The sequence below is a fragment of the Embleya sp. NPDC059237 genome (genome assembly GCF_042754105.1).
GTDB lineage: Bacteria > Actinomycetota > Actinomycetes > Streptomycetales > Streptomycetaceae > Embleya.
In genome coordinates, this window is the sequence record NZ_JBHZAE010000005.1 from 122,179 (window position 1) to 133,803 (window position 11,625).

The window sequence follows — 11,625 nt, forward strand, 5'->3', positions numbered from 1 at the left end:
TCCCGGGCGCGCGTCACGTCGGTTCCGGACCTGGCGCCCGGTGGCTGTGCCACCTGTGGCCCGGAGGCGTGCGCGTGCTCGGGGAGGGTGTTCTCCTGCCGGTCGTCCTGCGGTGGACCGGGTCGAACGTACTGGGCGATGCGGGCGCGGTGTCAACAATGCACTGACCTGGGCAAACGTGGTATCGGTGCAGGTCAGACCCCGGGGTGGTGCGGCACGGGTGTGGGTGGTGTGCGCCCGCCGGGTGGCGCAATCGTTCCCCCAATGGGCCGCGTCGCACCATTTCGCCCCCGCGGACGACACGCTTCGACGCGTCGCGGCGCGGCACCGTGCTCGTCCGGAGTCCCGGCGTGTCGTGCGCGCGGGCCGTACGGAGGTGTTGTAGGAGTTGTACACGTACCAGGCCCCACCACGCGAGCGGCCTCCCTCCGTCGCCACACCGACGAGGAACACCGAAAGCGCCGGGATCGAGCCGCGTTCACCCGGTCGGCCGCTCACCCGACATCACCCCACGAGCGCACGGCGTGTGCCGCGCACCGCGAGGCGGCCGGCAACTCTCGGACGGGGCCCGGCCGTTGCGGGTCGCCGGAAGGTCGCGACGGTGGGTGGCCGCAGGGTGGCTCGGGGTGACACGATCGAGGGTCATGGACTATCGCGAGTGTGCGCACGTGGTCGAGGAGTATCACCGCGTGCGGGGGAACGGGCGGCATTTCCCGGAGCTGTTGGCGGCATTGGGGCATCCGGAGCGGGCGCTGCGCGGGATGCAGGTGGTGGGGACCAACGGCAAGGGGTCCACGTGCGCGTTCGCGGTCGCGGCGTTGAACGGGATGGGGCTGCGGGTGGGGAGCATGCCGAGTCCGCATCTGCAGGAGCCGCGTGAGCGGATCCGGGTCGACGGGGTGCCGGTGTCGGAGGAGGAGTACGCGGCGGCCTGCACGGAGGCGGTGGATGCGATCCGGGCGACCGGACTGGCCTACAACGCCTCGTCGTTGCACGCGGCCGCGGCGGCGGCGCACTTTCGGCGGGCGGGGGTCGAACTGGTCGCTGCGGAGGCCAACATCGGCGGGCAGCGCACGGTGGTGCGCAAATTCGGGCTGGACGTGAAGGTGCTCACCGGGGTCGGCCTGGACCACACCGAGCGGCTGGGCGAGAGCGAGGCGGAGATCGCCCGGGCCAAGGTCGGCGCGACCGTGGACGGGGATCACGTGCTGCTCGGCCGCCTGTCGGCGGAGGCCGCCGCGGCGGCCTCGGAGGTGCTGGCCGGGCACGCGGGGCTGACCGTGTGGCGGCTGGGGCGGGAGATCCTGGTCGAGGCGCGGGACGGCGGCCCGGGCGGCGCGCCGCTCGTCGACGTTCGAACGCCCCTGGGGGTGCATCGCGACCTGGTGTGCACGTTGCCGGGCGTGCACCAGTACGACAACCTCGCCCTCGCGGTGGCCGGCGTGGACGCGCTCGTACAGCGCGGCCATGTGCCCGCGTACCGCGACGAGCGCCTGCGGGCGGGGCTGGCCACGACCCGCTGGCCCGGACGGCTCGAACTGGTCGCGTCGGCGCGCGTGGGGCAGTGGTCGGGACGGGTGTTGCTGGACGGGGCGACCAACGTCCAGGGGCTGGCCACCGTCGCGCCGGAGATCGCCCGGCACGCGCGGGCCGTGGATCGGGTGCCGCCGGTGGTCGTCTTCGGCGTCATGCGGGAGAAGCCCGCGGCGCGGATGTTGGCCGCGCTGCCGGTCGAGTGGCCCGTGGTGATGACCCGGAGCGGTTCGGGCGACGCGGCCGACCCGGCGGCGCTGTTCGCGCTGCGCACGGCGGCCGGGGCGGCACGCTCGGACTGCGTCGAGCCGGATGTGACGGCGGCGCTGGGCCGCGCCGGGAAACTGGCCGGGGAGGGTGGCCTGGTGGTGGTCCTGGGCTCGCACAAACTGGTCGGCGAGGCCCGCACCGCGCTGGGCCTGGCCCCGGCCTGAACCGCTACGCCGGCCCGCTTCCGGGTCGGTCAGTGGGGGCGGGCCCAGGGCGGGGGGTCGGTTTGCGCGGTGTGCAGGGCCGCCGGCGTGGGGCGTTCGACCGTGTCGGGCACGGTGTCCAGGGGGACGGACAGGGCTCTCGCCCAGGTGCGGCGCCAGTTGAGGCGGCGTTGGGTGCGGGCCGCCTCACGGCGTGTGCGGGCGGCGGTGCGGCGGGCGATCTCGGCATGGGCCAGGGCCAGGCTGCGCAACCACAGCGGGCGGGTGTGCAGCAGTTCCTCGACGTACGCGGTCGTCCACTTGTTGCTGCGCGGGCGCAGTTCCACGACCACCTCCACCGGCAGCGCGAACAGTTCGGCGACCGCGTCGTCGGCGAGCTGGTCGATCACCGCCTCGGCCGCGCGACACACCGCCTCGGCGCGCCGTTGTTGGGCGTGCCACTCCCGGTCCAACCAGCGGGTCACCGCCGCGGAGGCGTGTTCGAGCTCGCGGTCGGCGTGCAGTTCGAGCAGCCAGCGCGGGGGGTCGGTGGCCAGTTCGTGCAGCAGGTCGACGCTGATGTGGTGATCGATCGAGGGCACGCGGTGGGCGATGTCCTCGGCGGGCACGCCGAGCGTGGCCCAGACCCGGTGCGGCCGGGCGAGGGCCCGCAGCGCGGCGATCGCACGCGGCGCGGAGGTGGTGAGCAGGTCCGCGATTTCTTCCGGCTTGTAGCGGCACTGGTCGGCGATCTCGGCGATGTCGCGTACGCGCGGGTCGGCCATGAAGCGGCGCAGCCGGGCGGGCACGGTGCCGTGCAGGCGGGCCAGCGCGCAGGCGAAGGCGATCACGTCGGCCGGGTCGGTCTGCCGGTCGGGGGTCAGCGTGGCCAGGTAGCGGCGCGCGTGGTGCGCCCGTTCGCGGTTGTGCGCGCGGGTGGCGGCGGCCTTGGTGGCGGCCAGCGAGCGGGACACGGTACGGGCCGCCTCGCGCAGTTCGCGGTCGGCGGCGATGTGCGGGTGCAGGGTGTCCACGTCGGCCGTGCGGTAGTAGCGCACCTCCATGTCGCGGCCGTAGCGCGTGACCCGCACCCGGTCGACGACCGCCAGCCCGGCGGCCCGGGCGACCCGACGGAAGCGCTCGCGGCTGATGCCGAGGCGGTGCGCGGCCTCGGTGGCGGTCAGCGGTTCCTCGCGTTGCAGGGCGGTGAGGAAGGGGCCCGGGTCGGCGGCGGCGCGGGCGACGGCGTCCGCGTCGAAGGTGCCGTCCTGGTGTTGGGCGAGCAGTCCTGTTCGGGCGGCGAGGCGGACCTGGCGGGGGACGAGCCCCAGTGCCTTGCCGACGCGCGCCGCACCGATGCCTCCTCGGGTCACGACCGGCCCCTTCCGTACGGGTGACACCGAACGGGGCGACGATAGAACGGCTGCGGGGCGCGGGGGAGGTCAAAGGGCGAAATCCGCCCGATCGTGCGGGGAAGCGACGTGGCAGGTTACGGCAAATGGGGGATCATGGGCGACTTCGGCGGTCGGCGAGCGTCGACCTGAAGTCGGGTTCACCCCTGCGCGTCGAGGCGGAGTTCGAAGCACGACAGCGGTGCGTGGGCGGTGTACTCCCGATACGGCGGGATGGGCCGGTAGCCGAGGGCTTCGTACAGGGCGATCGCGCGGGTGCGCTGCGGGAGGCAGTCCAGGACGCAGCGGTCGGCGCCGACGGCGCGGGCGTGTGCGTGCAGACGGGTCATCAGCGCCCGGGCCGTGCCGTGGCCCCGGGCGTGCGGGAGCACGTACAGGCGCTTGACCTCCGCCGTCCCCGGGTCGAGCAGATGTACGCCGACGCCGCCCGCGGGCCGGCCGGCCAGGTGCGCGGTGAAGTAGGCGCCGGGGTGCGCGTAGTAGTCGGCCGGGTCGTCGTGATCGGTGCGGCACCACTCGGGCAGCAGGTCGGGGGATGCCCAGCCGGGGTGGCCGACCTCCTCGGCGGTCGCGTTGTAGTACGCGAAGAGCAGGTCGCGGGTGTGCGTGAGGTCGGTGTCGATGGTCGGGCCCGGGGTGATTGTCATGGCATGTGACTGTAGGGGCGGGTGGAAGCGGCGCCGGGCGAGGGTGGTTCGGTGCGGGCGTGAGTGTGCAGGGGCGCAGGGGCGCATGGGCGGGGCGTGGGTCCGGGGCGCGGCCGATCAGTGGAACCTGGACGTGTCGCGGGTCGACGGTGGTGAATGTCCCGGTTTGTGAATTTATCGTGTCATACATGCGCATTGTCATCGCGGGTGGACACGGAAAGATCGCCCTTCGGCTGGAGCGCCTGCTCGCCGATCGCGGACACACGGTGGTCGGGTTCATTCGCAACCCCGATCACGCGAACGACCTGGTCGCGGCCGGTGCCGAGCCCGTCGTGTGCGATCTGGAGCGGGCCCCGGTCGAGGAGGTCGCCGAGCACCTGGCGGGCGCGGACGCGGTGGTGTTCGCGGCCGGTGCGGGCCCGGACAGCACCCGCGAGCGCACCATGACCGTCGACTACGGCGGCGCGGTCCTGCTGGCGGACGCGGCCGAGGACGCGGGAGTGCGGCGCTACGTGATCGTCTCCTCGATGGGCGCCTCGACCGCACCGCCGCCCGACACCGACCCGGACTTCGCGCTCTACCTGACCGCCAAGGGCGAGGCCGACGAGGACCTGCGCTCGCGCGGTGCGCTGGACCTGACCATCCTGCGCCCGGGCCGGCTCACCGACGACCCGGGCACCGGACTGATCGCGCTGTCCGAACGTGAGGGCGGCGGCGCAATCCGTCGGGACGACGTGGCGGCGATCCTGGCGGAACTGATCACCGAGCCCGGGACGATCGGCCGCACGCTCGAGGCGGTCGGCGGCGACGTGCCGGTCGCCGAGGCGGTCAAGTACGCGGCGGCTAGGCCTCGTTCGTGAGGTCGAGCGCCATCAGCACGTCGTCGACATAACGTCCGGCGAGCAGGAACTCGCCCTCCAGGACGCCCTCGATGCGATAGCCGCAGGCCGCGTACAGGGCGCGCGCGGACGCGTTGCCGCCGAGCACCCGCAGGGTGATGCGGCGGGCACCGCGCCGGCGCGCCTCGGCCTCGGCTGCGGTCAGCAGCAGTCGGCCGATCCGGCGGCCCTGGTGGTCGGGGTGCACCGCGAGGCCGTTGATGATCTGTACGTGGCCGGAGGCCGGGCACAGGGTCGAGCGTTCGAGTTGCAGATAGCCGACGACGAGGTCGCCCTCGTGGGCGACGAGGGTGTCGCGCACGTGGTCGGCGTCGCGGAAGAAGACCTTGTCGACCGCCCAGCGGGGGGCGGGCGTGACGTCGGGGGACCACGTGAGGTGGTCTATCTCGGCAAGACTGGTCCCGTCGGCCTCGACGGCGGAGCGGACCTGGACGCGGGTTTCCTCCGATGTGCGCGACATCGGATCATCGTCCCATCCGCGGCGGCGCGCCGGGCAGGTCGGGCGGCGGACGATCTTGGCTACGGCTTCGTGTGCGCCGCCTCCGCGCCGCGCGTGCGCCCTAGACTCGCGCGCATGACTTCGCCCGGGACGCCCGAGGATCTGGATCGACTCACGGCGGGCAAATACGTCCTGCTGACCACGTTTCGCCGGGACGGGAGGGCGGTGGGCACGCCGGTGTGGGTTTTCCGCGACGGCGACGCGCTCGGGGTGTGGACGGCGCGGGCGTCCGGGAAGGTGAAGCGAATCCGTAACAGCGGGCGGGTCACGGTCGCCGAGTGTGATGCGCGGGGGCGTGTGCGGGGGGAGGCGGTGCCGGGGACCGCGTCGTTGTTGGACGCGGCCGGGACGGAGCGGTATCGGGGGTTGATCCGGCGCAAGTTCGGCGTGGTGGGGTGGGTGACGCTGCTCGGGAGCCGGGTGCGGCGGGGGGTTGCGGGGACGGTGGGTGTGCGCGTTGTGCTCGGGGGGTGCGAGTAGGCGCCCGGGCCTGGTGGCACCCGGGTTGGTCTCATGCGCACTCGGGCCGTGCGGCGGCCTGTGGCCTCAAGCGCACTCGGGCCGTGCGGCGGCCTGTGGCCTCAAGCGCACTCGGGCCGTGCGGCGGCCTGTGGCCTCAAGCGCCGGCCGGGCTGCTTGGCCTCAAGTGCCGGCCGGGCTGAGTGACCCGGCCTCCGGTCGAGGTGGCCTCAAGCGCCGGCCGGGCTGTTTGGCCTCAAGTGCCGGCCGGGCTGAGTGACCCGGCCTCCGATCGAGGTGGCCTCAAGCGCCGGCCGGGCTGATTGGCCTCAAGTGCCGGCCGGGTTGCTTGGCCTCATGCGCCGGCCGGGTTGCTTGGTCTCAAGTGTCGGACCGGCTGGGTGGTCTCGAGTGCCGGGTGGGTTGTTTGGTTTTGTGGGGTGGCTCGGGCTGGGTGGGCTTGTGGGCGGGTGCTTGGGTTTTGGTGGTGGTTATTGCAGGGGGAGTTTGAAGCCTACGTGGGAGTCTGTGAAGCCCAGGGTTCGGTAGAAGCGGTGGGCGTTTTCCCGGGTGTTGTTGGAGGTTAGTTGGATCAGGGTGGCGCCTCGTTCTCGGGCGCGTTGGATGGTCCAGTGCATCAGGGTCGTGCCGAGGCCGTTGCCGCGTTCGGTGCTGTGGATGCGGACCGCCTCCACCAGGGCTCTGGTCGTGCCGCGTTGGGACAGGCCCGGGATGATGGTGAGTTGTAGGGTGCCGATCACCTTCGGGGCGCCGGTTTCCGGGTCCGGGCGGGTCATCACCACCACCTCCTGGTTCGGGTCGGCCGACAGGCGGTCGAAGGCGGCCAGGTAGGGGGTCATGTCCTCCTGCGAGTCACGCCCCGAACCCAGGGTGTCGTCCACCAGGAGGCCGACTATGGCGGCCAGGTCGTCGCGGTTCGCCGGCCGGATTTGGATGTCGTTCATGGTGCCCAACGTAGACGCGCGGGACCGGATGACTTTTGTCAGGTCCATACCGCCAGGGGAGTAGGCGGGAATTCGGCCGCGCGCAGGATCCGTTGACACCATTGAGGGCGGATGCTTGTCAGGCCACATGGCAAGCGGCCTAACGGGGAGGTTCCACGTGGATGCCGTGCACGAGTGGGTGGACCGGCTGGGAGATCTCCCACCGCTATACGCCTATGTCGTGATCGCACTGGTCGCCATCATCGAGACGGGTCTGCTGCTCGGCGTCTTCGCCCCCGCGGAACCGGTGCTCCTGCTCGGTGGACTGCTCACCTCGACCGGACACCTGGCACTGGTGCCGGTACTGATCATCGCGACCTCGGCCGCGCTCGCCGGGGACACTCTCGGTTACCTCTCCGGCAGACATCGCAGCGAACGCATACGAACCGGGCATATCGGGCGCAGGGTGGGTGAGCATCGGTGGGAACGGGCGGAGGAGATGTTCACCCGCGGGCGGGGCGCGGGCGGCGTGACGGTGATGCTGGGTCGTTGGGTCGCATTCGCTCGTACGCTGCTGCCGCGATTGGCCGGGGCGGCGGGGATGCCCTATCGACGGTTCGCCCCGTGGAACGCGGTCGGCATCGTGGTGTGGGTGCCGGGCTCGATCATGCTGGGCCGGCTCGCGGGCAGCGCGTACCCGTCGGCGGCGAGTGTGCCCGGTTGGATAGGGGCCGCGATCGTGGCGATCGGGATCGTGGCCGGGGCCGTCACCCTCATTCGGCGCCGGCGGCGGCGCAAGGCCGAGGAGGACGGTTCCTCGGCGTTCGCGGATCCCACCGCCGACGCCGCGTCGGGTGACGCGCGTCGCGACTTCGCGGGGGCCACGTCGGCGACCCGGGAGGACAGCGTCGCCTGATCGGGCGGCGGGCATACGCGACGGAAAAGCGGGGGCGAGGTCGTGGACCCGGCCCCCTTCGGTGTGCCCGGGCCCGGCCCAGGCGGTGGTTCAGCCGTGCAGTGCCGCGTCGCCGTGCTTGGCCACGTGCTCGTCGAGCGCCGCCAGGGCCCGCGTGACCTCCTCGTGTGAGCCGCCGCCGCGCTGCTCCTTCCAGTACGCGGCGCCCAACTTCTTCAGCAGCGCCGACGCGTCCCGGCCGACCTGGACCTCTTCGACCTTCTGCTTGCCGGTGTTCATCGTGTCCTCGGCCATCTTCTTGGCCTTGTCGAGGAAGCCGCTCATGGCGCCGTTCTCCGTTTCGTTCCGGCCCCGAGATCACAGTCGTGCACAGTCCACTCGATATTCGATCAACGAACGGCGCACGATCGAGGATCCCGAAGCCGAGTGCACCGGTTCGGCCGGGCATTTCACTCGTTCGGCGCCGCCGGGGTCCGCTCCGCCACAATTGCGACCATGCGTGCGAGTCGGTTGTTGACCATCCTGCTGACCCTGCAGAACCGGGGGCTCGTCACCGCGACCGAGTTGGCCGAGCAGTTGGAGGTGTCCGTCCGGACCGTCTACCGGGACGTGGAGGCGCTGGCGGCGGCCGGGGTGCCGGTCCTTGCCGAGCGCGGTCCCGCGGGCGGCTATCGGCTCCTGGAGGGCTTTCGGACCCGGATCAACGGGCTGACCGACGACGAGGCGCACGCACTGTCCCTGGCCGGGCTGCCGGGCCCGGCGGCGGAACTGGGTCTGGGCGCGGTGGTCGCCTCCGCGCAGCTCAAGGTCCGGGCCGGACTGCCCGCCGAACTGCGCGAGCGCGTCGAGCGGGCCCGACCGCGCTTCCACCTGGACGCGCCGGGGTGGTACCGGGAGGCGGACCGCTCGCCGGAGCTGTCCCGGATCGCGGGCGCGGTGTGGACCGACCGGCGGATCCGGGTGCACTACCGGCGCTGGGCCGGCGAGGTCATCCGCGAGCTGGAGCCGTACGGGCTCGTGCTCAAGGCGGGGCAGTGGTACCTGGTGGCGCGCTCGGTCGGGACGGGGGAGCGCCGCGAGCGCACCTATCGGGTGGTGCGGATCGAGGAGTTGCACGTGCTCGACGAGGTGTTCGAGCGTGATCCGGACTTCGATCTGGCGGCCTACTGGGAGGACTCGTCGCGGGAGCTCGCCGAGCGGTTGCGCCCGATCGACGCCGAGGTGTTGTTGACCGAGGGCGCGCGGGGGTTGGTGCGGCCCCTGTTCGGCGCGCATGTCGCCGAGGTCGTGGAGGCGAGCGCGGGGGAGCCGCTGCCCGACGGTCGGGTGCGGGCCCGGCTCCCGATCGAGACGATCGAGGTGGGGGTGGCCGAACTGCTGCGACTGGGGCCGGAGGTGGAGGTCCTGGGCCCGCCCGAGCTGCGCGCCGCGATCGCCGCAGGCGCACGCGCGACGGCGGCGCGGTACGGGTAGGCACCCGCGCCGCGCCGCCGAGGCCCGGACCGGCCGACCGCTACGCCCCGGCCCGCCGGAACAGCCGTACCGCCACCGGGACCGACACCGCGGTCAGGCCCAGCGCCGCCAGTGCCCCCGTGCCGACCGTGCCCCCGTAGTCCCCGACGAACGCCGAGCGCACCGCCAGGACCACGTACCGCAGCGGGTTGGCCCGGGAGAGCCCGTCCAGCCAGTCCGGGGCCAGGGACATCGGCAGCAGGATCCCGGACAGCAGCATCACCGGCAGGTTGACCGAGTTGACCACCGGGGCGAACTCCTGCGGGCTGTCCACCCGCATCGCCAACGCGTAGGACAGCGACGCGATCGACGCGGTCATCAGCGCGACGAAGCCGAATCCGACCAGCATCCCGAGGATCGGCGCGCGCAGCCCGAAGGCCACCCCGACCAGGACCAGCAGCAGCGACTGGACCAGCAGTTGCACGATGTCCTTGAGCACCCGCCCGAGCAACAGCGCCACGCGGCTCACCGGGGTCACCCGCATCCGCTCCAGGATGCCCTGCTGCTTTTCGATCAGGATGCCGAAACCGGCGAACGCGGCGCTGAACAAACCGAGTTGCACCAGCAGGCCGGGGACGAGGGTCTGCCAGGAGTCGCCCTCCCCACCGAGGGGGACCTCGCGCAGGAGCGGCCCGAACAGGACCAGGAACAGCAGGGGTTGGAGCAGCCCGAACACCAACCCGACCCGGGCGGCCAGGGTCTGGCGCAGATAGCGGCCGAAGATCAGCAGGGTGTCGGCCAGGAACGCGGCCGGCGCGGACGGCACGGTCGGCGCGGGAGTGGCCGGCGTGGACGCCGCGGATGGCGTGGACATGGTCACCTCGGCGGGTCAGACGGCGATCGGGGTCTCGGCGGGCGCGGGGGCGCGCCGGCCGGTGATGGCGATGAAGGCGTCCTGGAGCGAGGCGTCGGGGGAGCCGGCGTACTCGGTCTTGAGTGCGTGTGCGGTGCCCTCGGCGACGACCCGGCCATGGTCGACGACCACGAGGCGGTCGGCGAGCGCGTCCGCCTCGTCGAGGTAGTGCGTGGTCAGGAAGACCGTGGTGCCCCACTCGTCGCGGATCCGTCGCACCAGGTCCCACAGGTCGACCCGGCTGCCCGGGTCCAGGCCGGTGGTCGGCTCGTCCAGGAACAACACCTCGGGGCGGTGGAGCAGGCCCATCGCGATGTCGAGCCGGCGGCGCTGGCCGCCGGAGAGCGCGGCGCACGGCCGGTCCAGGAGGTCGGCCAGGTCCAGTGCGGCGGCCAGTTCGGCGGTGCGCGCCCGGGCGGCGGCCCGGTCGAGGCGGTACAGCCGGGCCTGGGTGGTGAGTTCCTCGCGCATGGACACGCCCGGGTCGAGGCCGCCGGACTGGGCGACGTAGCCGATCCGTCGGCGTACGCCCGCCGGATCGCGCAGCAGGTCGTGACCGGCCACCGTGGCGCTGCCGCCGGTGGGGGCGAGCAGCGTGGTGAGCATGCGCAGCGTGGTGGTCTTGCCGGCGCCGTTGGGCCCGAGGAAACCCAGGATCTCGCCGGCGGGGACGGTCAGGTCGATGCCGCGGACGGCCTCGACCGTGCCGCGCTTGGTTCGGAAGGTCCGGGCGAGCCCGGTGGTGTGGATGACGGGTGTCATGGGACCACCGAAACACAGTCGGTTAATTTTTGCAACGGCCCCAAAATTTAAGAACCACCAAGATGACTACAATGGCGACATGACGGAGACCGAACCCGCCGAGGGTCTGCGTGAGCGCAAGAAGCGCCGCACCCGGACGCACATCTCGGACATCGCGACCGGGTTGTTCATGGAACGCGGGTTCGACGCGGTCACCGTCGCGCAGATCGCCGAACTGGCCGAGGTCTCGGTGAACACCGTGTACAACTACTTCCCGGCCAAGGAGGACCTGTTCTTCGACCGCGAGTCGGAACTGGTGGACCGCCTGTCCCAAATCGTGCGCGAGCGCGCGGTGGGCGAGTCGGCCACGCGCGCGGTGCTGGCGGTGCTGCGCCGGGACGTGGAGGAGCGCTCGCTCTACGCCGGGCTGTTTCCGGGCTACGAGCGGTGGGCGCGGGTGATGCTGGAATCGCCGGTGCTGGTGGGCCGGCTGTGGCGGATGCAGCAGGCCGGCGCCGACGCGCTGGCGCGGACCCTCGCCGAGGAGGCCGGGGTGGCGCCCACCGACCCGGTACCGGAGTTGATCGCCGGCCAACTCGCCGGAATCCAGCAGGCCGTCTTCCGGGGGATCGGCCGCCGCCTGGCCGACGGCGTCGATCCGGACGAGACGGCCGACCGGGCGCTGGAGCAACTGGACGCGGTCGAAACGTTGTTGAGCGCCGAGGTGCTGGGCTACGCGGTTCGCGGATCCGAGTGAGCCGGCTCCGGCGTTCCGGCGGGGGTGTGCCGGCGGTGGG

13 protein-coding genes are annotated in these 11,625 nt (G+C 72.5%); 6 read left to right on the top strand and 7 right to left on the bottom strand.

What is annotated here, in order from left to right; translation table 11 throughout:
- Window positions 1-644: 644 nt before the first annotated feature.
- Window positions 645-1,967, top strand: a complete 1,323-nt coding sequence (locus ACFXKZ_RS17740; protein WP_380001370.1) for a bifunctional folylpolyglutamate synthase/dihydrofolate synthase — start codon at window positions 645-647, stop codon at window positions 1,965-1,967.
- A gap of 29 nt (window positions 1,968-1,996) precedes the next feature.
- Here the strand turns inward: ACFXKZ_RS17740 and ACFXKZ_RS17745 are convergent, their stop codons facing one another.
- Both ACFXKZ_RS17745 and ACFXKZ_RS17750 read right to left on the bottom strand, forming a co-directional pair.
- Window positions 1,997-3,319: a hypothetical protein gene (locus ACFXKZ_RS17745; protein ID WP_380001372.1), complete on the bottom strand. Its 1,323-nt coding sequence runs from the start codon at window positions 3,317-3,319 to the stop codon at window positions 1,997-1,999.
- Window positions 3,320-3,498: 179 nt separating this feature from the next.
- Window positions 3,499-4,005: a GNAT family N-acetyltransferase gene (locus ACFXKZ_RS17750; protein WP_380001374.1), complete on the bottom strand. Its 507-nt coding sequence runs from the start codon at window positions 4,003-4,005 to the stop codon at window positions 3,499-3,501.
- A gap of 188 nt (window positions 4,006-4,193) precedes the next feature.
- On the opposite strand from ACFXKZ_RS17750, the gene ACFXKZ_RS17755 reads away from it, so the two are divergent.
- On the top strand, window positions 4,194-4,865 hold the full coding sequence (locus ACFXKZ_RS17755) for an SDR family oxidoreductase (RefSeq protein WP_380001376.1): 672 nt from the start codon (window positions 4,194-4,196) through the stop codon (window positions 4,863-4,865).
- Here ACFXKZ_RS17755 and ACFXKZ_RS17760 read toward each other — a convergent pair.
- On the bottom strand, window positions 4,849-5,364 hold the full coding sequence (locus tag ACFXKZ_RS17760) for a GNAT family N-acetyltransferase (protein WP_380001378.1): 516 nt from the start codon (window positions 5,362-5,364) through the stop codon (window positions 4,849-4,851). The genes ACFXKZ_RS17755 and ACFXKZ_RS17760 overlap by 17 nt on opposite strands.
- Window positions 5,365-5,478: 114 nt before the next feature.
- Between ACFXKZ_RS17760 and ACFXKZ_RS17765 the strand changes: the two genes are divergently transcribed.
- On the top strand, window positions 5,479-5,883 hold the full coding sequence (locus ACFXKZ_RS17765) for a PPOX class F420-dependent oxidoreductase (protein WP_380001380.1): 405 nt from the start codon (window positions 5,479-5,481) through the stop codon (window positions 5,881-5,883).
- 470 nt (window positions 5,884-6,353) lie between these two features.
- On the opposite strand, the gene ACFXKZ_RS17770 is transcribed toward ACFXKZ_RS17765, so the two are convergent.
- The gene (locus ACFXKZ_RS17770) at window positions 6,354-6,827 is read right to left on the bottom strand and encodes a GNAT family N-acetyltransferase (RefSeq protein WP_380001382.1); all 474 of its coding nucleotides are present in this window, start codon (window positions 6,825-6,827) and stop codon (window positions 6,354-6,356) included.
- 157 nt (window positions 6,828-6,984) lie between these two features.
- Between ACFXKZ_RS17770 and ACFXKZ_RS17775 the strand changes: the two genes are divergently transcribed.
- Window positions 6,985-7,722, top strand: coding sequence for a DedA family protein (locus tag ACFXKZ_RS17775; protein ID WP_380001384.1), 738 nt, complete (start codon window positions 6,985-6,987; stop codon window positions 7,720-7,722).
- A 90-nt stretch (window positions 7,723-7,812) separates the two neighbouring features.
- On the opposite strand, the gene ACFXKZ_RS17780 is transcribed toward ACFXKZ_RS17775, so the two are convergent.
- Window positions 7,813-8,046 carry a hypothetical protein gene (locus ACFXKZ_RS17780; RefSeq protein ID WP_380001386.1) on the bottom strand — a complete coding sequence of 78 codons (234 nt, stop codon included), beginning with the start codon at window positions 8,044-8,046 and terminating at the stop codon, window positions 7,813-7,815.
- 171 nt (window positions 8,047-8,217) lie between these two features.
- Between ACFXKZ_RS17780 and ACFXKZ_RS17785 the strand changes: the two genes are divergently transcribed.
- A complete protein-coding gene (locus ACFXKZ_RS17785; protein ID WP_380001388.1) occupies window positions 8,218-9,195 on the top strand; it encodes a helix-turn-helix transcriptional regulator in 978 nt (325 codons plus the stop codon).
- A gap of 40 nt (window positions 9,196-9,235) precedes the next feature.
- On the opposite strand, the gene ACFXKZ_RS17790 is transcribed toward ACFXKZ_RS17785, so the two are convergent.
- Window positions 9,236-10,048, bottom strand: a complete 813-nt coding sequence (locus ACFXKZ_RS17790; RefSeq protein WP_380001390.1) for an ABC transporter permease — start codon at window positions 10,046-10,048, stop codon at window positions 9,236-9,238.
- Between the two features lie 15 nt (window positions 10,049-10,063).
- Window positions 10,064-10,849 (bottom strand): ABC transporter ATP-binding protein, encoded by a 786-nt coding sequence (locus tag ACFXKZ_RS17795; protein ID WP_380001392.1) that lies wholly within the window; start codon window positions 10,847-10,849, stop codon window positions 10,064-10,066.
- A 79-nt stretch (window positions 10,850-10,928) separates the two neighbouring features.
- Between ACFXKZ_RS17795 and ACFXKZ_RS17800 the strand changes: the two genes are divergently transcribed.
- Window positions 10,929-11,585, top strand: coding sequence for a TetR/AcrR family transcriptional regulator (locus ACFXKZ_RS17800; RefSeq protein ID WP_380001394.1), 657 nt, complete (start codon window positions 10,929-10,931; stop codon window positions 11,583-11,585).
- The last annotated feature ends 40 nt before the right edge of the window (window positions 11,586-11,625 follow it).

Bases quoted from the DNA above. Each gene is read 5' to 3' on its own strand.
- ACFXKZ_RS17740 (WP_380001370.1), top strand. From the start codon at position 645: ATGGACTATCGCGAGTGTGCGCACGTGGTCGAGGAGTATCACCGCGTG.
- ACFXKZ_RS17750 (WP_380001374.1), bottom strand. From the start codon at position 4,005: ATGACAATCACCCCGGGCCCGACCATCGACACCGACCTCACGCACACC.
- ACFXKZ_RS17755 (WP_380001376.1), top strand. From the start codon at position 4,194: ATGCGCATTGTCATCGCGGGTGGACACGGAAAGATCGCCCTTCGGCTG.
- ACFXKZ_RS17760 (WP_380001378.1), bottom strand. From the start codon at position 5,364: ATGTCGCGCACATCGGAGGAAACCCGCGTCCAGGTCCGCTCCGCCGTC.
- ACFXKZ_RS17765 (WP_380001380.1), top strand. From the start codon at position 5,479: ATGACTTCGCCCGGGACGCCCGAGGATCTGGATCGACTCACGGCGGGC.
- ACFXKZ_RS17770 (WP_380001382.1), bottom strand. From the start codon at position 6,827: ATGAACGACATCCAAATCCGGCCGGCGAACCGCGACGACCTGGCCGCC.
- ACFXKZ_RS17780 (WP_380001386.1), bottom strand. From the start codon at position 8,046: ATGAGCGGCTTCCTCGACAAGGCCAAGAAGATGGCCGAGGACACGATG.
- ACFXKZ_RS17785 (WP_380001388.1), top strand. From the start codon at position 8,218: ATGCGTGCGAGTCGGTTGTTGACCATCCTGCTGACCCTGCAGAACCGG.
- ACFXKZ_RS17790 (WP_380001390.1), bottom strand. From the start codon at position 10,048: ATGTCCACGCCATCCGCGGCGTCCACGCCGGCCACTCCCGCGCCGACC.
- ACFXKZ_RS17795 (WP_380001392.1), bottom strand. From the start codon at position 10,849: ATGACACCCGTCATCCACACCACCGGGCTCGCCCGGACCTTCCGAACC.
- ACFXKZ_RS17800 (WP_380001394.1), top strand. From the start codon at position 10,929: ATGACGGAGACCGAACCCGCCGAGGGTCTGCGTGAGCGCAAGAAGCGC.